The organism is Halorubrum vacuolatum (genome assembly GCF_900188065.1).
Classification (GTDB): Archaea; Halobacteriota; Halobacteria; order Halobacteriales; family Haloferacaceae; genus Halorubrum; species Halorubrum vacuolatum.
The window spans coordinates 1-24,469 of the sequence record NZ_FZNQ01000013.1 but is presented as its reverse complement, the minus strand read 5'-3'; the positions used below and the strand labels follow the sequence as shown (position 1 = coordinate 24,469).

20 protein-coding genes and 1 pseudogene are annotated in these 24,469 nt (G+C 57.4%); 9 read left to right on the top strand and 12 right to left on the bottom strand.

Annotated elements, in window-relative coordinates:
• Positions 1-220: 220 nt before the first annotated feature.
• From CHB65_RS11760 to CHB65_RS11750, 3 genes are read left to right on the top strand one after another with little or no spacing between them, the layout of a single operon-like run.
• Entirely contained in the window at positions 221-1,216 is a 996-nt protein-coding gene (locus CHB65_RS11760; protein ID WP_179213653.1) for a Bug family tripartite tricarboxylate transporter substrate binding protein, read from the top strand.
• A gap of 56 nt (positions 1,217-1,272) precedes the next feature.
• Positions 1,273-1,902 carry a tripartite tricarboxylate transporter TctB family protein gene (locus tag CHB65_RS11755; RefSeq protein WP_089385268.1) on the top strand — a complete coding sequence of 210 codons (630 nt, stop codon included), beginning with the start codon at positions 1,273-1,275 and terminating at the stop codon, positions 1,900-1,902.
• Positions 1,902-3,410: a tripartite tricarboxylate transporter permease gene (locus CHB65_RS11750; RefSeq protein WP_089385267.1), complete on the top strand. Its 1,509-nt coding sequence runs from the start codon at positions 1,902-1,904 to the stop codon at positions 3,408-3,410. The genes CHB65_RS11755 and CHB65_RS11750 overlap by 1 nt, the downstream gene beginning before the upstream one ends.
• Before the next feature lie 76 nt (positions 3,411-3,486).
• Here CHB65_RS11750 and CHB65_RS11745 read toward each other — a convergent pair whose 3' ends face one another.
• From CHB65_RS11745 to CHB65_RS11715, 7 genes and pseudogenes are all read right to left on the bottom strand, one after another.
• Positions 3,487-4,110 carry a DUF7261 family protein gene (locus tag CHB65_RS11745; RefSeq protein WP_089385266.1) on the bottom strand — a complete coding sequence of 208 codons (624 nt, stop codon included), beginning with the start codon at positions 4,108-4,110 and terminating at the stop codon, positions 3,487-3,489.
• Positions 4,107-4,526 (bottom strand): DUF7262 family protein, encoded by a 420-nt coding sequence (locus CHB65_RS11740; protein WP_089385265.1) that lies wholly within the window; start codon positions 4,524-4,526, stop codon positions 4,107-4,109. The genes CHB65_RS11745 and CHB65_RS11740 overlap by 4 nt, the downstream gene beginning before the upstream one ends.
• A complete protein-coding gene (locus CHB65_RS11735) occupies positions 4,519-5,250 on the bottom strand; it encodes a DUF7263 family protein (protein ID WP_143420412.1) in 732 nt (243 codons plus the stop codon). Before CHB65_RS11735 ends, CHB65_RS11740 begins: the two co-directional genes overlap by 8 nt.
• The gene (locus CHB65_RS11730; RefSeq protein ID WP_089385263.1) at positions 5,247-5,771 is read right to left on the bottom strand and encodes a DUF7266 family protein; all 525 of its coding nucleotides are present in this window, start codon (positions 5,769-5,771) and stop codon (positions 5,247-5,249) included. The genes CHB65_RS11735 and CHB65_RS11730 overlap by 4 nt, the downstream gene beginning before the upstream one ends.
• Entirely contained in the window at positions 5,764-6,510 is a 747-nt protein-coding gene (locus tag CHB65_RS11725) for a DUF7289 family protein (RefSeq protein WP_089385262.1), read from the bottom strand. Before CHB65_RS11725 ends, CHB65_RS11730 begins: the two co-directional genes overlap by 8 nt.
• Positions 6,507-8,465: a type II secretion system F family protein gene (locus tag CHB65_RS11720; protein ID WP_089385261.1), complete on the bottom strand. Its 1,959-nt coding sequence runs from the start codon at positions 8,463-8,465 to the stop codon at positions 6,507-6,509. Before CHB65_RS11720 ends, CHB65_RS11725 begins: the two co-directional genes overlap by 4 nt.
• Positions 8,465-9,307, bottom strand: a pseudogene (locus CHB65_RS11715) (ATPase, T2SS/T4P/T4SS family); the annotation flags it as partial. The gene CHB65_RS11720 and the pseudogene CHB65_RS11715, both read right to left, overlap by 1 nt.
• 388 nt (positions 9,308-9,695) lie before the next feature.
• Here CHB65_RS11715 and CHB65_RS11710 point away from each other — a divergent pair.
• Positions 9,696-14,210 carry an arsenical pump-driving ATPase gene (locus tag CHB65_RS11710; RefSeq protein ID WP_089385259.1) on the top strand — a complete coding sequence of 1,505 codons (4,515 nt, stop codon included), beginning with the start codon at positions 9,696-9,698 and terminating at the stop codon, positions 14,208-14,210.
• Between the two features lie 876 nt (positions 14,211-15,086).
• Here CHB65_RS11710 and CHB65_RS11705 read toward each other — a convergent pair.
• Complete coding sequence (locus CHB65_RS11705; RefSeq protein ID WP_089385258.1) at positions 15,087-16,460, bottom strand: twin-arginine translocation signal domain-containing protein; 1,374 nt, start codon at positions 16,458-16,460, stop codon at positions 15,087-15,089.
• A gap of 240 nt (positions 16,461-16,700) precedes the next feature.
• Between CHB65_RS11705 and CHB65_RS11700 the strand changes: the two genes are divergently transcribed.
• The 3 genes from CHB65_RS11700 to CHB65_RS11690 all read left to right on the top strand — a co-directional run bounded on the left by CHB65_RS11700 (position 16,701) and on the right by CHB65_RS11690 (position 18,835).
• Positions 16,701-17,255 carry a hypothetical protein gene (locus CHB65_RS11700; protein ID WP_089385257.1) on the top strand — a complete coding sequence of 185 codons (555 nt, stop codon included), beginning with the start codon at positions 16,701-16,703 and terminating at the stop codon, positions 17,253-17,255.
• Positions 17,256-17,354: 99 nt separating this feature from the next.
• Positions 17,355-18,347: a hypothetical protein gene (locus CHB65_RS11695; protein ID WP_089385256.1), complete on the top strand. Its 993-nt coding sequence runs from the start codon at positions 17,355-17,357 to the stop codon at positions 18,345-18,347.
• The gene (locus CHB65_RS11690) at positions 18,347-18,835 is read left to right on the top strand and encodes a hypothetical protein (RefSeq protein ID WP_089385255.1); all 489 of its coding nucleotides are present in this window, start codon (positions 18,347-18,349) and stop codon (positions 18,833-18,835) included. The genes CHB65_RS11695 and CHB65_RS11690 overlap by 1 nt, the downstream gene beginning before the upstream one ends.
• 70 nt (positions 18,836-18,905) lie before the next feature.
• On the opposite strand, the gene CHB65_RS18065 is transcribed toward CHB65_RS11690, so the two are convergent.
• The 4 genes from CHB65_RS18065 to CHB65_RS11675 form a co-directional block, all read right to left on the bottom strand.
• Positions 18,906-19,055 carry a DUF7837 family putative zinc-binding protein gene (locus CHB65_RS18065; protein WP_449404570.1) on the bottom strand — a complete coding sequence of 50 codons (150 nt, stop codon included), beginning with the start codon at positions 19,053-19,055 and terminating at the stop codon, positions 18,906-18,908.
• A 117-nt stretch (positions 19,056-19,172) separates the two neighbouring features.
• Positions 19,173-20,522, bottom strand: coding sequence for a DUF790 family protein (locus CHB65_RS11685; protein ID WP_089385254.1), 1,350 nt, complete (start codon positions 20,520-20,522; stop codon positions 19,173-19,175).
• The gene (locus tag CHB65_RS11680) at positions 20,509-21,918 is read right to left on the bottom strand and encodes a DEAD/DEAH box helicase family protein (protein ID WP_089385253.1); all 1,410 of its coding nucleotides are present in this window, start codon (positions 21,916-21,918) and stop codon (positions 20,509-20,511) included. The genes CHB65_RS11685 and CHB65_RS11680 overlap by 14 nt, the downstream gene beginning before the upstream one ends.
• A 60-nt stretch (positions 21,919-21,978) precedes the next feature.
• A complete protein-coding gene (locus CHB65_RS11675; protein WP_089385252.1) occupies positions 21,979-22,338 on the bottom strand; it encodes a hypothetical protein in 360 nt (119 codons plus the stop codon).
• A gap of 61 nt (positions 22,339-22,399) precedes the next feature.
• Between CHB65_RS11675 and CHB65_RS11670 the strand changes: the two genes are divergently transcribed.
• Together CHB65_RS11670 and CHB65_RS11665 are read left to right on the top strand one after the other, a co-directional pair.
• Positions 22,400-23,260, top strand: coding sequence for a hypothetical protein (locus CHB65_RS11670; protein WP_089385251.1), 861 nt, complete (start codon positions 22,400-22,402; stop codon positions 23,258-23,260).
• A gap of 77 nt (positions 23,261-23,337) precedes the next feature.
• The gene (locus CHB65_RS11665) at positions 23,338-23,505 is read left to right on the top strand and encodes a DUF1931 domain-containing protein (protein ID WP_089385250.1); all 168 of its coding nucleotides are present in this window, start codon (positions 23,338-23,340) and stop codon (positions 23,503-23,505) included.
• Positions 23,506-24,469 lie beyond the last annotated feature (964 nt).

The window sequence follows — 24,469 nt, the reverse complement described above, 5'->3', positions numbered from 1 at the left end:
GTCCGAACCCATAGCGGTCGCAGGCAGCGTGCCTCGGGATCGAGTTTGGAAGGTGCTCACGGCACCTTCCTATCGTTGCTCCACCAGCAATTTAACTTATAGGTGCTTTTTCGGCATATAAAAATAAAATTTTTTATTGTCGTTCGATTATTTACACAATTCAAACCCTTAGATGGTGTCCACAGACATATTTATATATGCCTCTCTCCAGCAATACGATATGCAACGACGTGACTATCTGAAAGGTGTCGGCGCGGCAACTATCCCGGCGACGATGGGACTTGCCGGCTGTCTCGACGACGCGGAGGATGACGACGACTACCCGTCCCAGTCGCTGACGTGGGTCGTCCCGTTCGGTGAAGGTGGCGGAACCGACACGTACGCACGGCAGGTACAGGGCCCGATGCAGGAGGCGTTCGGCGAGTCGATAGAGATCGATAACGACCCGGGTGCCGGTGGCTTGAACGGCGCACAGTCGATGCATGGTGCGGACCCGAACGGCTACACCATCGGTTCGGTGAACCTTCCGTCGGTCGTGACGGCATGGCTCGTTCAGGAGCCCGGCTTTGACATGCTGGAGGTCGAGGGCGTCGGAACGGTCGGGCGGTACCCGTTCATGCTCATCGTCAACTCCGATTACGACCACATCACGGACCTCGACGAGCTCGTCGACGCCTACGAGGACGGCGAGTTCACCCAGTTCGCGATGCAGGGGATCGGTCACTCGACACACGCGATCGCGCTGTTGCTCCGTGACGAGTACGGCATGGCGTGGGAGGATATCGTCCCGTACGACGGCGGTGGTCCGACCAACGAGGCGGTCGCGACGGACGAGGTATCCGTGGGGATCGCCACGGCGACCTCCGCGCTCGGCCCGGCGGAGGCGGGCGACGTCAACGTCGTCGCCAACCTCTCGAGCTCCGAAACGCCGGTCTTCCCCGACATCACGCCGGCGACGGACCTCGGCTATCCCAACATCGACTTCGTCTCCGAGACGGTGCTCGCGAAGTTCGCACCGCCGGGAACCGACCCGGATCGCATCCAGGTTATCACGGAGGCGATGGAGGCAGGCGTCAACAGCGACAGCGTCCAGGAGTGGTCCGACGATACGGGCAACGCCGTCGACTACACTGGCCCCGAAGAGACGTACCAGCTGATGGAGGAGTCGATCTCGAACATTCAGGACTCCGTCGACCTCGAACAGCTCCGCGAGTGAGCACGCTGCGTTCGCGGGGGACGAGCGGCTTCTCCCCGCGACATTCAACCAGATAAATGAAGGATCGCGTTCGCGACGTCCGAGAGCGGCTCACCATGGAGCACGTGCTCCTCGCGACGTTCATCGGCACGTCGGTGTACATGTTCGTCGAATCGCTTACCTTCCAACCCGCCGGCGGCATGTTTCCCCGGTTCACCGCCGGCGCCGTGATCGTGTTGGGGTTGCTCCTCGTCTTTCGGGAATACCTCCCGGCGTCGCTCCAGCGGATCGTCATCGACGAGGAGGCGATGTTCGACGTCGACGAGATCGTCGAAGACGTCGATGTCGATATCTCCGAGGACGAAGCCGAAGGGGAGCGAGCCACGGCCGGCGAGGCGGACGTCACGGACGAGGAGGTCGAGGCCAGCGAGAAATCGGAGACGGAATCCGAGTCCGTGGGGATCGCGGGTGGCTCCTTCGTCACCGGTGGGTTCTGTGTCGCGTACCTCTTTGCGTCCTATCTGATCGGCATGCTGTGGGCGACGCCGCTTTTCGTCGCCGCGTACACGAGATGGACCGGCCAGCGATGGCTCGCGGTGATCGGGCTCACGGCGCTCTCGTTCGTGCTCGCCTTCCTGTTTTATGACGTGCTCAACCTGGATATCATGACCGGATGGATCCACGAGTGGCTCGTGGGGGTGCTCTGATGTCGCTCGGCGTCTTCGTCGAGGCGTTCGGCGTCGTGCTCAGTTGGCCCGTTGCCTTCTGGCTCGTCGCCGGCATGCTCATCGGGATCGTCGTCGGCTCGCTTCCCGGGCTCGGTGCCTCACTCGGGATGGCGATCCTCCTGCCGCTCACCCTGACGCTCGACGGTATCTCGGCGATCATCCTGCTTATAAGCATCTACAGCGGCGCGATGTACGGCGGGTCGATCTCGGCCATCCTCGTGAACGCGCCGGGAACCTCCGCGGCGGCGGCGACGACGTTCGACGGCTATCCGATGTCGAGACAGGGACAGGCGGTGACCGCGCTGTCGCTCTCGGCGACCTCATCGGCGCTCGCTGGATTCATCACCATCGCCGTGCTCATCATCGCTTCGCCGGTGTTGATCACCGTCGTCCGGATGTTCGGCTCGCCGGAGTACTTCCTGATCGCCATCCTCGGGCTCGCGATGATCACCATCGTCGCACAGGGGGCGATGGTGAAGGGGCTGATCGCCGGCTTCTTCGGGCTCTCGTTGACGACCATCGGCACCGCGCCGATGACCGCGGACGTTCGCTACACCTTCGGACAGTTCGCGCTCTTCGATGGCGTCTCGTTCGTCGCCGCGCTGATCGGGCTGTTCGCCATCGCCGAGATGCTCAAACTCGCCGGCGAACGGGGTGGTATTTCCCGGGGGGAGGTACGGATGGGCGGCGACGTGTTACCAGCCGTCAAATCCGTGATAAACCATCCGGTCACGCTGTTGAAATCGGCGTTTATCGGCATGGGGATCGGCGCGATCCCCGGCGCTGGCTCGACCGTCTCGAACTTCGTCGCCTACACCGAAGCGGTGCGCTCCTCCGACGATGCAAGTACCTTCGGTAAGGGTAACGAGGTCGGCGTCATCGCCTCGGAGGCGTCGAACAACGGGACGATCGGCGGCTCCGTCGTCCCCGCAATCGCCTTCGGTATCCCCGGTAGCGCCGCGACCGCGGTCCTCATCGGCGGGCTGATCATGCACGGGCTCGTGCCGGGGCCGGAGCTGTTCGACGCCGACGCGAACCTCGTCGTCACCTATTCGGTGTTCATCGCGTTGCTGCTCGGCAACATCGTCATCCTGCTGGTCGGGCTCGGGCTGGTCACCCGGGCGGGCTATCTCACCCGGATCGACACGAAGTACATCATCCCGATGATCATCGCGCTCGCATTCCTCGGCGCGTTCGCGCTGCGATCGGGGAACTGGTTCGACGTGATCACCATCGTCGCGCTCGGGATCATGGGCTACTACATGAAACGGTACAACTACTCCATCATCGCGTTCGTGCTCGGGGTGGTGCTCGGCTCCATCGCCGAGGAGAACCTCTACCGTTCGGTGCTGCTCTCGCGACGCGTCGATTTCCCCGTCGATCTCCCCATCTCGATCTTCTTCGTGCGACCCATCTCGCTGCTCCTGCTCGTCGCGATCGTCGCGATCATTCTCGGGCCGATCCTCCGTCCGTATTTCGATCGGTGAGGGGCACTTCCTCGACATCCCCTCGCCATTTGCGTCTCTTCGGCTCCGCCCGGCACGCAAACGACGCGCCCGCGGATCACCGCGGTACGTGAACGATGACGCGCCGATCGATCGTCGCCTCCGGGGTTCGTAGGTGGACGTCGACGGCGACGGCGATGACTGTGGGTTCACCGCCCCGCTCTTGGATCACCACGCCACCGTGAGCCGTCGGCTCGGAAAAGTCGCCCGCGATGCCATCTCGCCAATGGCCGTCATCGATCCAGGTCTCGGCGCCCGTCGGTGCGTATTCGATCCGCGCCGCCGACCCGTCGGCGACGTAGGCGGTTTCGATCCGCTTGAGGTCGTCACTGGCCGACGTCCGAAACGCCGCAGCAGCACCCTCTGGGCTGTCGATATGGCCGTCTCCAACCCCTCCGTCATCGGTCGACTCTCCCGCACCCGACTCCGATGTCGTCCGATGATCGACCTCGGCGGCCGCGTCGTGAACCGCCCGCTCAAGCGCCTGCGTCAGTTCCGATTCGGGATCCGTCCCGGTCGGCTCCGCGTCGACATCGCCCGCGTACCCGAGTTGGAGATACGCGAGCACCAGCGGGAACAGCGCGATGGCGAGTGCGGCCGCCGCGACGAGGATCAGTTGTCCACGGTCGTCCCCACGCCCGGCCAATCGTCGGGCAACCGGATTCAGCCGCCGCCGATTCATCCGTACCACACCTCGACGGTGACCGTCCCGGCCGGAATCGTGACTGTCGCTCCACCCGTCCGCACGCTTGCGGGCGGCTCGACGCCGAGCGTTCCCCATGGAGTCTCCATCCGATACAACAGGTTATCGGGCAGCAGCTCGTCGATCCGCCGCTCCAGCGTTTCCCGTTCGCGCTCGAACGTCTCCCGATCGTCGATATCGGCCATCCGCGGTCCGTCCCCGTCGGCCGGTCGCTCATGTGCCACGATCGTCGCCACGTCCGTCGCGTACGTGTCGAGCTGTGCCTCCGTCGTCCCCGGCTCCGGGAGGGCCAGCCCGAACGTCGCCGCGACGGTCAACACGAACACGAGTCCGACCGCCGCCTCAACGAGCGAGAGGGACAACTGGCCACGCTCGTCGTCGGCCCGCTCAGGCATCGACGGTCACCTCGACGACGACCCGTTCGGTCCGTTCACGGACCGCGGTGACGTGGACCCGTCCATGCCCACCGCTCGCGGAGACGGCGACGTCACGATCCGGCCGAACGTCGACACGCGTCGTCGCATCTGCTCCGCGTCCCTCGTGTGTGATCACGCGGCCGTCAATCCGGACGGTTTCGACCGATCCCTCGGGATCGACCTCGACGGCGGTGGTTCCCTCCGGTAGGTCGAACTCCTCCGTTCCGTCGGCAGAGATGCTCCCGTCATCGGTTTCCTCGGTCGCGATGAGCGCGAGCCGACGCACCGTCGTCCCGCCTTCGGGGTCACCGCGTTCGAGGAGGACCTCCTCGCCCGCGCGGACCCGCACGGCAGCGTCGTCCACCGCTGCCACGGGGGGCCACTCGTTCGCTGTCAGCGCTGCGAGCGCCTCGGCATCGAGGACGTTGTCCCGCCGGGTGTGTTCGGCTTCCCCGTCGACGAAGGCGTCCGCGATCGACACGGCCGCCGCACGCTCTTCGACGTCCCGCTCCGCGGCGAGCTGTGCGCCCTCCGCCATCGCGACCGTCATGCCGGTCACGGCCGTGAGCACGACGAGCGCGACCGCGACGACGGGAAGGTTTGCCTGTGCGCGCCCCGTTCCCGACACGGTTTCCCGAGAGTCGTTGCCTGCGGCCCCCAATCCTCCACGACATGTGGGTTCCCCACGCGTGCACCGCTTCATTCTCCCGCCTCCGTTGGCTCGGCCCCGAGGATGATGATCACGCCGTCACCCTCCGGGGCGGTCGTGACCACGATCCAGCCCTCGCCACCGGGGAGCTCGCCGCGTATCTCGACGACGTGCTCGGGCAGCGACAGCGCTCTCGATCCCCCGATCGACCGGTGTGGATGTCTGAGTTCGATCCGTGAGGCTCCCTCGTCGGGGACGATGTGGTAGGGTTCGGCTCGGATCGTCGCCGGCAACGACACGCGGCGTTCGGTCCGCTGTTCGAGGACGGTTCCGCCCTGTTTAGGGGGGACGGCGCGTTCGATCTCGTGACCGGCCGTCGCGAGCGTCCGGTCACCGACCTCCGCTGCCGTCACCGACCGGTACTCGGGGATCACGCCCGCATACAGGCCACTCGTTACCACCCCGATGAAGAGGATGACGACCGCCGCCTCGATCGATTTCGCTATCATCGGAGTCGTCGCCCGTTCCCGCGTTCGCATCCGCCGCGTTCGCATCCGTCGCGTTCGATCACCCATCGCGTCCCTCCGTCTCGACCCGGTGTACCACGACGTGTCCCCGCCTGTCGCCCTCGAAGGTCGCGACGACGCTCTGGTGTTCGTCGTCGTCGAACTCCCCCGTATAGACGGTCGCGCCGACATTCTCGAACGACCGCACCCACGGATCCGGTTCCGGCGTTTCGACCGCGACCGTCCACTCCCCCGATTCGCCATCGACGATGCGTTCGTGTGAGACCTCGCTGACGAGGGTTCGCGTCGTCGGTCCCGACCCGTCGATCGCCACGTCCGTCGCCGTGAGCGCGACCACCCCGATCGTGACGACCTCCGATGACGCCGAGACCGGGGGGCCCCTCGCGATCGAGTGACTTCCGGCGTGGTCACGGATCACCGCCCCGCCGACGGCAGTCACCCGATAGGCGCCGCGTTCATAGACGATGGCCTCCGTCTCCCGACTCACGACGAGGTCGTCATCGCGGAAGACACGGACCGTCCGCATCTCCGTCCGGAGCGTCCCTTCCGTATAGGTCACCCGTCCGGTTCCGGTGCCGATCGACTCGACCGGATCGATGGCGCGGTCGAGGTCGCTCGCGACGCGGTCCACGTCGCCGACGGCGGCGTTGCTATCGACGACGGTGCCGACGGTCGCGGTGAGCGCGCCGAGGCTCACCATGGTCAACCCGACCAGTAGCGCGACGCCGATCACGTTCGATTGTGCCCGACGGCTGCGTCCGATCGTTCCCCTCCGACAGTCGCTCATATCATGCCACCCCCGGCGAAGATCGCATAACAACACGTCACTAACAGTCCCGAGTGCAGCAACGCCTCGTATGGGCCGCGTGAGGCGACGCCCGCAAACCAGCCCGACGCCAGCATCGTCGCCTGCGTGACGATATAAAACCGGAACCGCTCCCGTTCGGGCTCCACGGCGTTCGGATCGAGGGCGAACCCCGACGTCCCGGAGAGCTCCGAAAGCTGTGCGAACCCGTCGATCACCTGCGTGTTGACCGCGACGACGATCCCGACGATGAGCAGCGCCGTCGTCCATCCGACGACCGCATAGACGAGCATCGCCGACCGGAGCGCCTGTTTTTCGTGGTACAGTTGGCCGACCTCCGTTTGCAGCGTCTCGAAGACCGTGTCCGCGTCGCTGCCTGCGTTTAACGCGCCCGTGACCAACCCCACAGTCTGTCGTGCAAGCGGCGTTCCGACCCGCTCGACGAACCGGTCGAGCGCGGCCGTTCGACGGTCGACCCTCCGGTCGGCGTCCGTCCCAAAGACGGATCCCGCCGTCGCCAACACGATCGCCTCATCGGGCCGTGGTGTCCCCGTGTTCGTCAACGAGAGGTTGAACGCGAGGTCGGCAACGTCCTCGTTCAACGCGCCGAGATCGACCTCCGTCGCGACCGTCTCGACGGCGTCAGCAAACGGTCGACCGAGCGAGACGTGTCCCGAAACCGCGTGGATAAAGTCCTTCAACTCCCGATCCTTTGCATCGTCGAGGCGGGCGCGTCTTACGGCGACGCCGCCCACGGGAACGGCGAATGCGACGTAGGCGGCGAGAGCCGCCTGTACCGGATGGACGATGGTCGATGCCACGACACCGACGAGCAGCGCCGGGATCAGCACGATTACCGTCGCACTCTTCGGGTTTCTGGCCGCGGATCGGACGGTCGCGACCGGTGCGCTTGGCCGCCGGTACGTGACGCGCTGGTCGGACGGTCGGATCGTCTCGACGGTTATCGCACCGGCGAGCCCGACCGCGAGAACGAATCCCGCGGCCCCGTAGATGATCATCGTCCGCGTCTCCATCGTCCCGAACGGGGTCTCGATCAGCCGGGAGAGGCCGGGGGCGAGCACACCCATGACGGTCACGACGATCACGAGCAACGCGGGCAGGACGAGCACGACGATGAACAGCTCCGCGAGGAGTTCGAGGTAGCCTTCGGCCCGCTTTCGCGCCCGGTCCTGTCGATAGCGAAGCATCCGGCTCTCCATCCGGAGGTAGTCGGCCAACGCGTCCTCGCCTTGGCTCGCGTGCTCGCGGAACTTCAGCAGAAACGGCGCCAACAGGTCGCGTGAGGGGGTTTCCCTCGCACCTCGACGAAGCCCCTCGTCGAGGCTTCCCGTGAGCCGTGTCGTGTTGACTACCTTTCGAAACGTGACGCCCGTTTCGCCGTAGGCGTCGCTCGCGGCGGCCTTCGCGACCATCGTCCGCGCGTCGTCGGTTCCCGCCGCGAGCGCATTGAGATACCGGACCGCCCCGGGAAGCGTCCGCTCGATGTCCGCACGTCGGGCGGCCGCGAGCCAGCGAAGATAGCGCCCGCTTAGCCGTACGGTGAGGCGTTTGGCCGCCACACCGACCACCCCGGCGGTTCCCGCAGCGATCCACAGCATGGGTACGTCAGCGATCGTCCCCACACGGCCGAAAGCAGCGGATTCGGCGAGCCGATCGAGAAGCGGCATGAACGTCGGTGCGACGGCCGAGACGAACACGAGCGTCAGGACTATCGAGAGGAGACAGACGACCCACGATACCGCATACGTCCTGGCGAGGTAGCTGTCGAAGCCGGTACGGAGGCCGGTCCCGGGGTATCGTTTCCGGTCGAGCGCGTGCCGACGTTCGTCGGCGTGTCTCGCGAACAGCGCGTACAACCCACGGTCGAGAAGCGAGAGGCCACGGTCGGCACGCCGCTTCATCGGTCCGATCCGCATCACGGCCGACCTCGCATCGTCCGTGCGGCACGTTCCACCGTCGCGGCCTCGTCTGTTCGGAGGTCCGAGAGGAACTCGAAGAGTTCCTCGAAGTCGGTTACGCCGTCACGGACGAGATACCGCACGTATCGATGCTTTCGCACGTATTCCTCTTTCACCGCCTCGAGATCCCGATCGGTGCGTTCAGCGAGTCGGGTAAAGACGTGGTGTCGGCTGCGCGCCGTGTGATCCGGGGTTTTCACCGACCCGTCGTGTGCCGTCCTCTCGGGATTGCCGACGAACCGGAAGGTTCCATCCGGCTCACGCCAGGCGATGGTGTTGTAGTGGATGGTCGCGTCACCCTTTTCGATGGTTCCTGCCCCGCCGTGTTTCGGACGTCCATCCCGTCCGCGTTTGGTCTCCGGCGCGAGCGAGTCGTACTCCGACCCGGAGAGCAGTTCGACGACCTGCGTGACGTATCGCTTCCCCTCGACGTGGTGTGGAAAGACGACCACGTCGATCTCCCGGAGCAGATATGCGGCCAATCCCTGTTCGATCACGCGGTTGACGAGCGTCTCAACGTCCTCGGCGTGTGTCGTTCCGATCACCCCGTGACCGGTGTTCAACAGCTCGCCGAACGTCTCGAAGCTTTCGGCGGTATTGATCTCGGCTATCACCTCGACGTCGGGGTTGAGGTAGTTCGTCTCGGTCATGAGGTCCGCCATCGAGACGGCTTTATACGGGTTCTCGTGTTCCCGCGTGGTGAGCGAGATGCCGGTCTCATGTGGCAGTTGGACCTCCCGTGAGCCCTCATCGATGGAGATCGGACGGTCATCGAAGGGAATGAACGGCATGTGGGCGTTCCATATTCAATAACTACTAGTAGATCATACTGACCCGAAGATCGGTGGAAGACGGAGAGATTTCGGGTCGTGCAGCAGCTATCGGTGGAGATCGTGTTCGGCTACTGAATACGGATCATACCTACAACATTCGTCGGTCTGTACTCGTGACCGATTTCGGGTGCGAGTCGCTAATCGCTTGGAGTGACATAATTCAGATATGAACATGCGGGCGTGCAAGATACAGCGCGCATAATCACCACAGGCGATACCTCAACACACTAATTAGGACAAATATCTTCCCTGAGTCGGTCACCCATATTCCTGATGTAGTTCCGCCCGGGAGACGGGACGACTGTAAGATAGACTTAAATTGCCTTGAGTTAACATTCTGGCAAGAAACGACGAAATGACGGAAGGAGATCTCACCGTCACATCACGCCGACCTGATCGGCTTCAGGTAGAGCAACTACACGGTGAGGCAACTCTCATCCTCGGTGCCCCCTACGTCGGAACCACAGAACGATTGAAGAGTCTCGGAAAGGAAAGCGGCGTCAAGTACGTCGAGGACTTGAGCGACGAGGCAATCGAGGACGCCGACGACGCACTCCTGATCGTCGATCATCTCTACGAGTCGATCGTGGCTACGCAGTTCGGAGACGTATCTGTTCGCGAGCGACTGACGCAACTGTTCGACAGGGACGCGGGTGTTTGTTTGGCGACCCGTCCGCGAACACTCGATTGGATGGTCCGGCAAGACGAGAGCGAGATACCGATCGAAGCTGGAGATTTCACACCGGTCGATCAGGTGTTCAAACTTCAATACGATCCCGAGAGCGACGAAGACGTCGCCCGAGCGGTTCAGCGATGTGTGGTGATTGGTGACGATCTCGTTGCGGAAGTGGTCGAAGGGTCACTCGACTTACTCCGATACGAAGGGTACGAGTTCGAACACCATACGCTCTCCGAGGCCCTCGGCCCGTACGAGCCCACGCTCCTGCCGCCGATGGTTGGATTCGTCTCCGACAGACTAGGAACATCTGAAGCCGAGTCCGACGGTGTGCTGACCGGCAGTGTTGTCCGGGACGCACTCACCGACTTCGGTGCAAGTGCCGGTCTTTCAGAAGTGGTCGGGTTTGTGAGGTCTCACCTTCCGACCGCCGATCTCGATACACTTCGGGAGACCAATCTAGGCGAGGTCCTGTCGAACACGGAAACCATAATCGACGAAGCACGGTCATCGCTTAGAGGAAGTCTCGGATCGCCCACGATCTGGGCTACTCCGTTGGGACCACTTCTCGGACTCGGACTCTGGCTGGCACTTCGTGACTGGGAGGAAAGCGGAGAGGGTACTGATGCGCTTCCGGTAGATGCACTGTTAGATCAGGTCGTCGACAACACCCTCACACCGCCGGCTCGGGAGCAAGTTGAGGACACGTTCGACCTCCCGCCGGGGACGGTAGACAACCTAACGTGGCTCGGCAGGAAGGGGAACCTGCGACGTATCAGAACGACCTGCGAGGAAGTTCCGGAACTCCGTACAGAGTTTGACGCAGCCGTCGATGCGTGGACCGAAGAGTTCGAGACGGAGTTCGACGACATCGATGCCGCAGTCGAGCACCTCGCTGAACACACCCGGCGAGCCTCGGAGTTCGAATCGATAATGTCCAACAGGCTGGCAGGAGCAACACGAGGACTGCCGGCGTTCGAAGAGACAGTCCGAGATAACGAACGGACACTACTCACTGGCGGCGATCGATCGGCCGGAGATGAGGATCTGACGCTTCCAGAGATGACCAATATACCGTACTACGGGGACGAGGTCGATCAAATTGTGAAAGCGGTCGCCGACGGTGGCTTGGTGACACTCGAAGGAGCATACGGGACAGGAAAGACGGCGGGAGCGCTGAATGCGGCACGAGAACTCGCCGACCGGGGCTATGACGTGCGCTTGCCGGACGATTGGGACTCTCCAGAGTATATCGAGTGGGCAGTAGACCGAACCGACGAGCCATCAGTGTTAGTGACGAGCTATCGAGTCGGGACCGCACATTTCGATAACGACGATTTAGCCACGATCCTCGAATTGGTTCAGGAGGGCCCTTGTCACGCAGTGATCGTCGAGGTACGTGAAGAGTTCTCCACCGCGCTCAAACAGCAGTACGAGAGTCGAGAGTTCCGGGTCGGAAGTGAGGCATGGAAGAACCGTGAACGGATCCCGTTTTCGAAACTCCCGGAACATTCGGACGATGATAGTGAAGACGGAACCTTGGGCGACCTCGTCGATTGGGTTCTGAAGGATGTATATGAGCTGTCTCCTGAACGGCGTGAAGGGGCAGTGCCGGAAGTTGTCGAGTTTGCCCGTGGGAACGCGGAGATAGCCAAACTCGCGGCCCGGTACGTTGCGGTCGAGGACGAACCACTATCGGCGTTCGAGACAGTCGACGACTTGATCTGGGAGGACATCGATAACGTAGTTAATCCTCCATCGGCGATGGTTCACGGAGAGTCGCTGGGGCCACGGGTGTTCCAGACACTTGCGTTTACCCGATCGCTGTCGCTTGGCCAACTATCGACGTTGACTGGCGAAGATTTGGGTACCTTACGCGACGTGCTGGAGCAATTGTCGGGGTACCTCGAAGGCGAAGAAATGGATGTTCTCCTCGGGGATTCTTTCAGACCTCTGGACGAAGATAAGACGTGGAGTATTTCGCCGGATATCTACGGTGAGGTCGTATTCCGTCGGAGGGCGATTACGGAAAATAAACTCCAAGGGTTTCTGGCTACACTTGCTGATTCAGAGCACGACGTAGCGGCCGAGTCCTACATGGGGCTAGCACTGAATTTACTGATGGCCCACAGCGTTGGACAGGAGCGCAGTGACGACGAGCTCATATCAAAGGTGGTCGACGCAAGTGAGGCGACCTTCGAGCAGGCGTTGGCTGATACAGACCCGGAACCATTCTCACGACTCGCACTGCCCCTCACGAGAGTCCCAATCGACCCCTCGGTGATGCGCGACCATCGAACTCAGTTGCTGCAGATATCTGGGGCAAGTCCCGTCGAGCAGAGTGTTATCATACAGAACTGGTTCGGTGGGTTACTGGGAGTATCCAGCAACCCAACCCGTCTAACAGAGGCAGACGAAGTCGTTCAGGAGTACGTCGAGGTGGCAACAGAGCAAGAACTCGGATGGGATGTCGGCCAGTTCCTCGAAAACGTCTACTCGATGGCCATCTCAAACTTGACCGATAAGCACGCTCCCGGGGAGGTCGAACCGTGGCTCGACGAACTCGACGACCGCGCCGCCACCGCAGCTGTCCTCGCTGACGACCGACACGGCCTTCCGGCCGGCCAGTTCCTCGAAAACGTCTACTCGATGGCCATCTCAAACTTGACCGATCAGTACGCTCCCGGGGAGGTCGAACCGTGGCTCGACGAACTCGACGACCGCGCCGCCACCGCAGCTGTCCTCGCTGACGACCGACACGGCCTTCCGGCCGGCCAGTTCCTCGCAAACGTCTACTCGATGGCTATCAAGAGGTTGACCGATCAGTACGCTCCCGGGGAGGTCGAACCGTGGCTCGACGAACTCGACGACCGCGCCGCCACCGCAGCTGTCCTCGCTGACGACCGACACGGCCTTCCGGCCGGCCAGTTCCTCGCAAACGTCTACTCGATGGCCATCTCAAACTTGGCCGATAAGCACGCTCCCGGGGAGGTCGAACCGTGGCTCGACGAACTCGACGACCGCGCCGCCACCGCAGCTGTCCTCGCTGACGACCGACACGGCGAACCGCCCGGCCAGTTCCTCGCAAACGTCTACTCGACGGCTATCAAGAGGTTGGCCGATCAGTACGCTCCCGGGGAGGTCGAACCGTGGCTCGACGAACTCGACGACCGCGCCGCCACCGCAGCCACCGACGACCGACACGGAATGAGCTCAGATAGTTTCCGAGCAGCGTATGTCGGTTTGTCGATCCTGCAAGTAATCCCCGACTCTGGATCGCTTTTGCTGGACCCATGGACACAGACACTCCTCGATCGGGCGAGTAGGACTCTCAACCGCGATGGATTCCTCATCCTGTACGATATTTTGATTTCCCATGCCAATCCGCTGGATAACGTTGTCGATATCCTTGCTGATCTCATCCACAAGATCGAAAAAGCGGATCCACACTCCGAGTCGCAAGCCGATCGGATCGAAGTTGTCGCCGTCGGGATTGGAAGAGCCCATCACAGATTCGTTGAGAGCGGTGTGCCGCTCGTCGACGACGATGTTCAGGACTTCTTTACTCTCGTCGGGAAACTTGCCGTGAGCAACGCGGATGAGTTCGTTGCGGTTACGGCTCGCGCCGCTGAACTGCTTGACGGTAATCAACCGCCGGTTGGCCTATTAGGTCCCTCACTAAAATCTACGAATGCGCGGGATGTCTTCGTCGAACGGACGATCGCTCATGGTCTTGCAATGAGCGCCGCCGCCGACGGCCACGAAGAACTCGATACTCTGTTTGCCCATCTCGCCAACCTCGCTGACCGGACCACCGACCCCGACAATACATACGTCGATTGTGTGCGCCGGGCTGGAGGGCTCGACCACGCCGACCCAGAGCAGGCAGTCACGTTAGTGGAAGCAACTATCGACGAAGTTGGAGACGGCCACTCGTTGCTCGACGGGGATTCCCGTGTTGACGCACTAGCGGCCGTGACTGCCGCAGTTCTCGAACGAACGCCCGTTGACATCGAGCCTGAGCCACCCTTCGACTTGGTCGTAGAGTCTATCGACCAGTTGACCGAGATAGATCCGGAGCTCCATACAGAGGTCGTCGCGACGATCGCTGACGAACTCAAATCGTCGAAATGCGGCTTCGATATCCCGACTGCGACAGCTTGGCGCGAGGCAGTTTCGGTACAGACTGAGTAAGCGTTCGACCGTGCACATCTGAGACACCTCTAATCGAAGTGCGTGCTGAACTCACGCTCTGTATCTTGCAGCATATTCTTCTCGGCTACTCGACAAACCGTCAGTTCCGTTGAGCGCTCTCGCCTCTTAATTGCTTACAAGGAGCCAACGATGAGTGCTGTATTCACGCCCTGAGCCGACCACTAAGAGACTACTGGTAGTTTTGCCGTGTTGTGACCGCATAGTCGGAGGGGGACAACATGAGGCACGGCGTTCCATATTCGAGAACTACTAGTAGATCGTACTGGCCCGAAGATCGGTGGAAGACGGAAAGATCTCGGGTCGTGCAGCAGCTTATGTGTGGAGATCGTGTTCGGCTACTGAATACGGATCATATCTACAGCCCGCGTCGGTCTGTACTCGTGACCGATTTCGGGCGCGAGTCGCTAATCGCTTGGAGTGACATAATTCACACATAAAACCGCGGGCGTGCAAGATACAGCGCGCGAATGCAGCACGGACTGAAGCAGATCCCAAAGAGTAGTGATCGGTCACTACAGGGTGTACACGTACCGTGAGGAGTGGCGACTTATATGAAATCCATCAGAAGACCGGTGCAACATGCAGAGGTTTGCTTTGCATACCGTCTTTCAACATAGTGTAAGGTACAGACATTTTTCGATCAGTTATGGAGTGTTTCTGATACTGTTGATACAAGCGGTGGTTACTCAGGTTATGCATGTCAGTGGGCTTACGAAGTACAAGATAGAAGCGACTTAGTTAGAGGTGGAGAGAACGATCAAGTATTCGAAATACACAAGGACAACTCAAGAAAAGAAATAATGAACGAAAACTTCGACTTGTCAGAAGACTCATTCCAGTGAAGTAAATAAGAATTCATCCATAATAGTGTTCAGAATCCAAAAGCTTTTTCCAGAAGGCGGCCTCAGCATAGGCCTCAACGTGTCCTCCATGAAGCAGTTCCTCTGCATATTCTCCATGGTTATCAAAGTTTTCAGGACTAGGAAGGTCTTCAACACCTGAGGTAATCATCAAGTTAGCTAGTTCTTCTTCATCATCACCATTGTAATGGTCGCTGAAATCTTCTTCTACAAAACCGTTTGCTAAGGCCTTTGTTAAAGTACCAAGCGCATGTCTTACCTTACCAAACAATATATGTCCATCGCCATCCCAATAAAGATCAAGATACTCAGTCATCACACTTGGATCAAAGCTTACAACGTTATCATTACCCGCACTAGGAACTCTTATAATATTATTCCACATCATACTGCCTGCTCGTCTTCCACTAGTATCTAAGTCTTCAAAATCTTCGCCTACTACATTTTTTCCTAGATCTCCGTAGACGTTTGATTGTCCTCTTTCATCTAGTGGATTATCTTCGGTTAGGCCCACTGCAGGGTAGTTAGAGTCAGCGGTAATTAATGGAAAACCATAGCCTTGATCATCTGTTTCATGACCTGACTTGATTTTTGTAAAGCCATGTGATATAGTTCCTGGGCTCAACCTGATTTTATTATCATTTTCTATGTGAATAACGTTTAATATTGGATAAACCCAATCGATTGCACCTGAGAATCCGTCACCGTATTCAGGGTCTTTCACTATTTCATTTATAATATTTAGATGTTCTTCCATGAAAGTATTTTTATCTGAGAAGTCAGCGTCGGGATCAAATATTCTTCTGGCAGCTTGTTCTGCTCCTCTAGGAGCTCTATCTGCTCGATATCTCCAAAATTCGTATTCTGCTTGTTCTATGTCGTTCCAGGAGTCATATACTCTGAAGTTGACACGGTTGCCATCAACTATTATTAGATTGCCTTCTCCGCCTTCCAGCATTCCGTCAATGTCTTCAACTTTGAAAGAGCCATCAGCTTCCAAGGCATCTAGATTTGTTAAGGCCTCACCATTCAACCTGACATCAGGAGTATAACCTTCATCTAAATCACCTTCATAATCAATATTCAAATTTAAGGAATCGGATTCAGAATCATACGCGCCCAACACTTCAGCATCAACTACCTCAAATTGATCCTCATCTTCCACTTCACCATCATCATCATCTCGATCTTTACCATCATCTTCTGGAGATGAATCAGTTTCAATATCATCTCCGGTATCACTGGTATCAGAACTGCCATCTGAAGGTGATCCGTTTCCTGTGTCCCCACATCCTGCTAGGCCTGCTGTTGCTCCTAGTCCTCCAAGGCCTTTCAAAAATTGTCTTTTATTTACTTTCTCCCTGTTCATGCTTAAGTGGATAATGTTAGCAGGTCTAACTATTTTATTCCATAGGTGGGTTACGGGTTTTCCGTACTGATCGATCACCGCTCTCGTAGATTAAGACGAAGCTTTTGCTGCATTGAACCTCTGTATTCAGCATCTGCCGAATGAACTCTCTGCTTTCTGTCAGAGACTCTCTAATCATTCCGATCAGGGGAGACTGAGAGTCTGGATAACAGCTTTGTGAGTGTGTGACTATCTCAAGATATGAACAAGTCCGATCCATCGCAGGTGCGCATTGAGGATCGGGAAGATGCACTCCGACTGTTGACCACGAGCGAGATCTTGCTGCCAGATGGATTGACAGTCAGGAAAATTCGGGAGCGTGGCGCATGGTGGCAGTTCAATAAAGAGGACTTCAGTTTCCGTCTTGAACGGCACCCCTCTCCACTATTAGCTGCCTCAATGGTTGGAGGGCCAACACCTGCGCGCTGGCACATTCGGACCCGCTATCGCTACCACCTCACCAGTGGCGAGTGGGAGGTGACAGAGCTCACCCGCGAGTTCTCGTTCGATGCAACCCTCTTGATCGATTACGTATTTGAGCGCGGGGCAACACGAGAGCTCTGGCAGGACGCGGTTGCTCGAATTCAGGCGTCCGACGATCCTGAAACGGCGTTTGCTGAGGAGTTCGACCAGTTTATCGAGAGCTATCGCGAGCAGTGGCGTAACGTCCCTGCTGAGCAACGCACCGAGATGCTTGCCGTTCTCGAACAGGCTGCCCGCCGCCGAGCAGACATCGCTGAGGACGACTCGGAGTAGCTTTTTCGACGGCACTCTGGATGCGCTGACCGAATATCTTCTGAGAATTCAGCCTGAATCGCCCGCAGACATTTAGCACCTGACCCTCTCCATGCAGGTATGTCGTTCAGAGTTAACTGGCATAATCTCATCGAGCGGTTGGATGAGCTGCCAGAGGGAGCTACTCTCCGGACGCCGCTGTCCCACGACCGGTTTTGGATCACGGACGTCCAAGAGCACCGCGTCGTGATCCAATTTATACACAGCGGTGACTCACAGCCGCTCCAGCAGGACCAATTCGAGACACTATATCGCCGGATCACTGACTCCGAGGCGGGATTTGAGTTAGACCGACTCCCACCCAATGCGGACCCCTACCCAGCGGTGTGGAGTCTCCATCCACGCTTTGAGATCGATGAGGATGCCGGCGTGATCGTCGAAAAGGACGGACCGACCACTACCCAGATTCTCGACACTGGGGACGAGCCAGAGAGTGAGGAAAGAGAACGGACTGAGCCAGACTTGGACGTATATGCGGATGCACTCTTGCTGGTTGATGTACTGGAGCGACACGAGGTAACCACTCTCGAAGAGATGGATACGGACGTGCTGGTGAATCTCTACACGCTACTCTCGGATGTCCAACGGAACGCCAACGACCTCCGGCAGGATGTGAGCGATGTGCTTCTCAACCGACTCCATCACGATCAACCCGTCTCTGGACCGTTTGGGTCCGTTCAACGGACGACACGGAGAAACCGGTCGCTCAAACCCGATGAAGAGGTACTGGAGACGCTGGAAGAAGCCGGGATTGAGCGTGAGCGCGTGCTGGGCGTCGACCGGAGCAAAGTGGACGATGCAATTGAGGTCACACCCCTATCTGACAGTGATGTGTACGATATCGAAGAGTCGGAGTATGTCCGGAAGGCCGAGGTTGACGAGGAACACAAAGAAACACGGCTGCAGGGGCTGAAAGACCAGTTGGCTGCAACAGAGGGGAGCGAGGCGGAAGAGCTCCGTGGAGAAATCAAAGAGCTTGAAAATCGGATCGCGGAGCTAACCGAATTCAAATCCGGCTCACAATTTCATACACATCCCCGAGGAGGGCCGTGATGAAGTCGCTTTCTCACTTCATGCGGCAGTTACTTGTGTTCGTATTTGTTGGGATATTTGCTCTTTTGAGCGTTCTGCAACTCATGGAGAGGGGTGCCATTCCATGGATTTCAATTACTGGCATTGGAGTCATTATAGCAATTCTTGCTGGCCCGGTTGTCTGGCTACTGCGGGACCACTACTCCGAACAGCACAGAGAACGTCTGGCATTAGTCGCGTTTGGAGTCGTTATGATAGCTGCTCCGATCACGCTCGGGCTTGCGCTGGCGTTCGGCGTTCCTTCGTACGTTCCACCGTTTCAGGCTCTCATTGTCGGCGGTTTTATTGGATTCGTAGTTGCCTTCATAACAGAGCACACGGTGGTCCCGAGAGGCTACGAGCTGCTCAATAAGAGAAACGTTCCACATGCGGAGATTCTTCTAACCACCAATGCAGTTCGCCTGCGGCGGACTGTATTCGATCTATGCCGTGTTCTATACGTAGCGTGATGGTGTCCGTAGCAGCTAGGTGATAGTGACTCGACAGTATGACATGAACAGTAGTTTGTGCGTGTTACAGCTACTGTGGCTGGACCGGCTCTTCACATTCGTAGCACTCCGCAAAGAGACGCGTTTCACTTTCCACTTCGTATTCGATAAGTATCGCTCCGGCTGGAACAGCCGACCCACAATATGGACACGTACCGAGTTCCGACACTGCATTGGACATGATGTGATGAGGAACTTGGAGCGTGTGACAGGATTCCAAGTTCCACGGTGATCTACGCACCCCGCTGTTGTATAACCAATGAGAGTCCAGCGGAAGTAATAGGCGAGATCAACGCTATTACCGTGGTGAGAACTTGACAGCATACTCCTTCGCTAATTCAATCACGTCATAGACGTGGATACCCGATTTGAACCACAAGACACGGTCATCCAGTCCATCGAAATCTTCAGATGAACAGTCCAGCCGTTCAGAGACGGCGACAATGAGGTTGTCCCGGTCAGCATTCCGTATCTTCGCCAGCTTTCCATTCAGATACTCTGGCGTCCAGAACCCGATGATCTCGAATACGACTCGGCGTCCATCAGGGTGTTCGATAGCGAAGTCCGGGAGCATTACCTCTGCCCCTAGGTCCAGTACGTCATCCTCGCGGACGAGTTGCCAGTCAGTGTTGGCACGTTCCCACTTTTGAGCAAGTGTGCGTTCCACATCGGAGTCAAAATCGCTCTGAGCCGAGTAGTGCGAGGAGAGTTCGTCCGTGTGGTCAAGCTCAAACGAGAGCGTTTGACTCGTTGCTCCTCCATCGTCATCAAGAATATCAGCTTCCATCTCCCAGCGGTCGCACAACGGGAGAGCTGGAAGGAAGTTTGACATCCGTATTCCGTATTTCCTCGATTTCGAAAAAAGAGATGCTGCTCCATCCAGAATGGCCTCGTACCCGTCAGCAACGTCAGTACTGGAAACGCGGTTGCCGTTGGCGTCGATTGGATAGATGCGGTGCATCAGCCCAAACAGTTTCACGTAGCTGAACACCGTCGCAAACGAGTCCCAGACTCGTATCCGCATCTCTGTCGCATCGTACAGTACTGCTTGTGCCAGAGCGAGATTGTAGCGTGTGAGAAGCCAATCGACCGTTATCGTATCCTCAGCATACGATTCCTCACTATCTCCAGTCAACCGTGTCGTGGTCGTCCCGTCGTCAGCCTCATCATACTCATCGGACGTACGGTGTCCAAATCGTACAAGTTGCTTGTTCTCCTCTAAATCGGCATACATGCCTCGGTAGCAGTCTTCGAGTGAGATCCCGAACTGGTCAGCAACAGCACTGTACACCTCCAACTTTTGTGTGTCCTCACCGAGCGTGGGCTGACGTGCAATCGGGTACGAATCGTTCGCTTTCTCAAAAAGCTGCTGCCGGATCGCCTGCGGATCTACTGGTGCAACGGTTTTGAATTCGCACTCATCTTTCAGGAGTTTCGCCAGTCCTTGTACGATCTTGTAGTCCGTGTCTGCGATAGTGAGCTGGTCTATCGTCTCCTCCAGCCCACCCTTGGATTGTCCGAGATGCTCCTCGAAGATCTGGATGAGTTCTGTTGCGGTCTCTCGGTACTGCTGGTCGTCCGCGTCGATGAACAGCGGAGAGATAGTTCCGTCGTACGTACGTGAGCGGGCGAGGTCAGCTGTCAGCATTGGCACTCACCCCTTGCCGACGCCGTTCAGAGACGTAAGTCTCCATCGTGTCTTCCGTGATGATTTCGTAGAGTCGGGCTGGCTGGCGGTCATCTGTTGGACGTAGAATCCGTCCCAGCCGTTGTGCGTACTGTCGTTTCGATGCACTTCCAGAGAGGATGATACCCACGTTTGCAGACGGGACGTCGATTCCCTCATCCAGCACCTGCGAGGTAGCAAGCATCGAGTACTTTCCTGTTCGAAATCGTTCGAGAATCTCTGTTCGCTCCTCAGTCTGGGTCTGATGCGTGATACAGGGAACAACAAACTCTTGAGAGATCTCGTATGCAAACTCGTTGTTCGCTGTAAAGATGATTGTACGGTCGTCGTGGTGTCTCTTCAGCAAATTATCCAGCGTATCGAGTTTCTTCTCGGCGGTCCGAGCGATTTTCTCGGCTCGTTGCTTCGCAATGAGGGCGCGTCGTCCCTGCGGATCGTATGACGTGCGTTTGAGAAATTCCTGATAGCCGCTCTCTTTCCAGAGGTCAAAATCATGACTGTCGACGTAGTCGCGGTAAATCTGGTATTCCTCAGTATACTGCTTCCGTTCCTCATCAGTGAGTTCCACGCTGAGATGGAGCGTCTCGTACTCGCTCAGATACTCTCCTGCAAGTTCGTCGACTCCTTCTCGATACACAACTGTGCCCAACAGTTCCGCTAGCTCTTCATGTTTCCCGTCAGCACGCTCGTAGGTAGCCGTGAGTCCAAGTCGATACGGGGCAATCGTCATCTCAGGGATCTGTTGGTAGGTCGGTGCCGGAAGGTGGTGTACTTCGTCCACCACGAGAAGCCCGAACCGGTCGCCGTACTCGTTGATATACCGGTACGCAGAGTCGTAGGTCGTCACCGTGATATTGGTCACATTGTGGCTTCCACCGCCCAAGACGCCGATTCCATCAGGGAGTTGATTCCCGAAAGCGTTTGTGAGAGTGGCGTGCCACTGGTTCATCAGGTCGATAGTCGGAACGACAACAAGCGTGCTGACACCGGCGTCAGCAATTGCTTGGACGGCGAGAAACGTCTTTCCGCTTCCTGTGGGGAGGATCACACTGCCCTGACGGTTGTTATCCTGCCACGCTGAGAGTGCCTCCTGCTGGTAATCACGAGGTTCGATAGCGACAGAAGGCGTGAGATGGAACTTCGAGTACGCACGAGCCTCGTCTTCCAATTCAGCCACAGTTCCCATTGGCTGTTCAAGACTGGCTTGCCCATCAGATCCGCTCACCCACTTTCGAATGTCACGGTAATGGTGTGCCTGTGCTCGGTACTCATCGACACGGTCGTCCCACTCAGCATACGGCACAGACTCAGGAGCGTCTTCAACAAGGAGTGTCCCGTCATCAAACGAGAGACGCATTCAACTCTCTTTATGCAGGTCGCATACTTGTCGTTGCTGGAGTGGAGAACGAGGAAGGGACTACACCGAAAGGTCGTCAGCGATTGAGCGCAATTCGCTCTTTGTTGGTCGCCTCCCGATCTCGACTCTACGGTCGCCAACCCAGAATCCGAACTGTTGGTGGTTAACATCGAAGTGGAGCCCACAGGAGACATCCGGGGTAGCTTGGTCGTACTCTGCCTTGCTCACGTTCTCACCATCTCGGAGTGTCTCTAAAAGGTACTCGGCAACGTGTGGGCGTTGCTTTAGTGCTAAGATATGGTCAGTTGCAACGTATTTTAGGACATCTTCACCTGTATCGTATTTATCGCCCATAAGATAGAACTCGCCCCTGTAGTCGTGTGATTCGATGGCAACACTGAGCGCATACGTCGCGGTCATATGCTACTATTACGGTTTTGAGACACAAGCATTACGACTAGGGTTTCTGTAGAGAGAACCAATGGTGCCAGATAGACGATCAGATCCAATCGAAATAGAGGCGCTTGAACAGCAGTTAGCAACTGCTGACGATGGGGATGTGGCGGCACTCATGCAGGCAGTAGCAACGTATGAGGCGAAGTTACTGTCGGCAGATGAACAAGGCGACTCCGACCGCTATCGGGGGATTACCCGTGCGTATCGGGAACGACTCATCGCTGTACTTGATGATGCCGTACTAGCGGAAGATTGGGAGTTGCTTGAAGAGTTTCTTGACGCCTATCACCCGGACACATCAGACGAATTCCCTCATGTGACGACAGTCCTTCAGAATGTCACGGGTCGGTGTCTGATCCGGACCCGACTCACAGAGGGTGTTACGGAGATCCCAGCCAAATCGTTGGAGTTCTTCAGCTCAATTCTTGATCGTGTCGAGGGAGACGGATACGATTTCATCAACGAGGGAGTCCATCCGTACGGTTGGGGGATCGGACATCCTGATCACGCTGTTGCAGACACCATTCACCAGCATGCCTCGAAGGATATCTTTGTCGTAAATCCAATGCTCGAACATGCATTCTACGCAGACCAACACGCGGCTATCGACTTACTGGAACGAATCGTGAATGACGGCGACATCAGCAGAAGGTTTGACCATCCACGAGGGGAAATATCCGAAACCCGCCATCTTTTGGATGCACCCGCCGGAGCGGTGAGTGAGTTTTCGCCGACGATCCCGCGCTACTGGGAATGGCAGGAGGAGTTCGACTTCGAATTTAGGCTTGATCATGATGTTGAGCAACGGATACGGAAGCTCGTGAGTGACGAGGGACTGGACAATGAGCTCTCGGGCGACTGGGAGATTGCTGACCTAACTCTGTGACCAGTCTCGGAATTGTCCCGGTACTCACGAGCCAATTTGCCAATATTTACTACTCTGACCCGTTAATACCGGGTTGTATGACAGACCTGATCGTCAATAGCGGGGTGCAGGATGCACTAGAAGACCACCCGGTTGCAGCAGATTTCTACGATGCTCTGGATGAAGAAGTAGCCGAACTTATTGAGGAAGCCTCCCGTCGTGCTGAAGCGAATGACCGCAAGACTGTCATGCCACAAGACTTGTAACGGCCTGAGAGTTCACTAAAGATCCATTCTACCCGAGTCGGTACAGCGCAAATCTGAGCATCCTGAGATCGTGAACTCCTGTGTAGTTGGACGAAGTGGTCCTGCTGTTGTGTGTACCATCGTGATCGGTTACGGTAGTTGGGCAAAAGCAATCCTGAAAGAAACCCTAGGTCAATATCAAAGGACTACTGGTAGTTTTTCGATGCTGTGACTGCATAGTCGGAGGGGGACATCACGAGGCACGGCGTTCCATATTCGAGAACTACTAGTAGATCATACTGACCCGAAGATCGGTGGAAGATCAAAAGATCTTGGGTCGTGCAGCAGCTATCGGTGGAGATCGTGTTCGGCTACTGAATACGGATCATATCTACAACACTCGTCGGTCTATACTCGTGACCGATCTCGGGCGCGAATCGCTCATCACGTGGTGTGACATAATTCAGATATGAAAACGCTGGCGTGCAAGATACAGGGCGCCTATCTCGTAGAGATAGTCCTGTTTCCCGTTAATATGTCCGATTTCGATATAAAAAGGTCATGTCATAGAGTAGCTTTGGAAGAGGAATAACTGCACTAAGTTGTTACTCAGGTGCCAGAAAGAGTAGTTAAGATATGCAGTTTGGGTTCCTAAAAACTACTATTTGTACTCTATTTATTACTAGTAATCCGGGATAAGGTGAATAAAAGCGCAAATTGTGTAAACCGACTATTCAATAACAACCATTTATCAGATTCAGATGACCGTGGTTCGCTTTTAAATCCCTCTTCTGTAATCGTACAATCACGTGTCGATATAAAAGATAAAAGTAATGAATCTCGTAGATTATTTAAGTCACTAGAAAGAGACTCTAATTTGATTGGTATAGTCGGTACTTCACGAATGACGTAATCGGTCAGATTGAATCGTCGAATTAACCACGAGAAAGTGTCTGGTTCTGGATGTGTTTGAGATCCCTGAACC

Excerpts from the sequence above, each read along its gene's own strand:
- CHB65_RS11760 (WP_179213653.1), top strand. The coding sequence starts at position 221 with ATGCAACGACGTGACTATCTGAAAGGTGTCGGCGCGGCAACTATCCCG.
- CHB65_RS11755 (WP_089385268.1), top strand. The coding sequence starts at position 1,273 with ATGAAGGATCGCGTTCGCGACGTCCGAGAGCGGCTCACCATGGAGCAC.
- CHB65_RS11750 (WP_089385267.1), top strand. The coding sequence starts at position 1,902 with ATGTCGCTCGGCGTCTTCGTCGAGGCGTTCGGCGTCGTGCTCAGTTGG.
- CHB65_RS11745 (WP_089385266.1), bottom strand. The coding sequence starts at position 4,110 with ATGAATCGGCGGCGGCTGAATCCGGTTGCCCGACGATTGGCCGGGCGT.
- CHB65_RS11740 (WP_089385265.1), bottom strand. The coding sequence starts at position 4,526 with ATGCCTGAGCGGGCCGACGACGAGCGTGGCCAGTTGTCCCTCTCGCTC.
- CHB65_RS11735 (WP_143420412.1), bottom strand. The coding sequence starts at position 5,250 with ATGAAGCGGTGCACGCGTGGGGAACCCACATGTCGTGGAGGATTGGGG.
- CHB65_RS11730 (WP_089385263.1), bottom strand. The coding sequence starts at position 5,771 with ATGGGTGATCGAACGCGACGGATGCGAACGCGGCGGATGCGAACGCGG.
- CHB65_RS11725 (WP_089385262.1), bottom strand. The coding sequence starts at position 6,510 with ATGAGCGACTGTCGGAGGGGAACGATCGGACGCAGCCGTCGGGCACAA.
- CHB65_RS11720 (WP_089385261.1), bottom strand. The coding sequence starts at position 8,465 with ATGCGGATCGGACCGATGAAGCGGCGTGCCGACCGTGGCCTCTCGCTT.
- CHB65_RS11710 (WP_089385259.1), top strand. The coding sequence starts at position 9,696 with ATGACGGAAGGAGATCTCACCGTCACATCACGCCGACCTGATCGGCTT.
- CHB65_RS11705 (WP_089385258.1), bottom strand. The coding sequence starts at position 16,460 with ATGAACAGGGAGAAAGTAAATAAAAGACAATTTTTGAAAGGCCTTGGA.
- CHB65_RS11700 (WP_089385257.1), top strand. The coding sequence starts at position 16,701 with ATGAACAAGTCCGATCCATCGCAGGTGCGCATTGAGGATCGGGAAGAT.
- CHB65_RS11695 (WP_089385256.1), top strand. The coding sequence starts at position 17,355 with ATGTCGTTCAGAGTTAACTGGCATAATCTCATCGAGCGGTTGGATGAG.
- CHB65_RS11690 (WP_089385255.1), top strand. The coding sequence starts at position 18,347 with ATGAAGTCGCTTTCTCACTTCATGCGGCAGTTACTTGTGTTCGTATTT.
- CHB65_RS18065 (WP_449404570.1), bottom strand. The coding sequence starts at position 19,055 with ATGTCCAATGCAGTGTCGGAACTCGGTACGTGTCCATATTGTGGGTCG.
- CHB65_RS11685 (WP_089385254.1), bottom strand. The coding sequence starts at position 20,522 with ATGCTGACAGCTGACCTCGCCCGCTCACGTACGTACGACGGAACTATC.
- CHB65_RS11680 (WP_089385253.1), bottom strand. The coding sequence starts at position 21,918 with ATGCGTCTCTCGTTTGATGACGGGACACTCCTTGTTGAAGACGCTCCT.
- CHB65_RS11675 (WP_089385252.1), bottom strand. The coding sequence starts at position 22,338 with ATGACCGCGACGTATGCGCTCAGTGTTGCCATCGAATCACACGACTAC.
- CHB65_RS11670 (WP_089385251.1), top strand. The coding sequence starts at position 22,400 with ATGGTGCCAGATAGACGATCAGATCCAATCGAAATAGAGGCGCTTGAA.
- CHB65_RS11665 (WP_089385250.1), top strand. The coding sequence starts at position 23,338 with ATGACAGACCTGATCGTCAATAGCGGGGTGCAGGATGCACTAGAAGAC.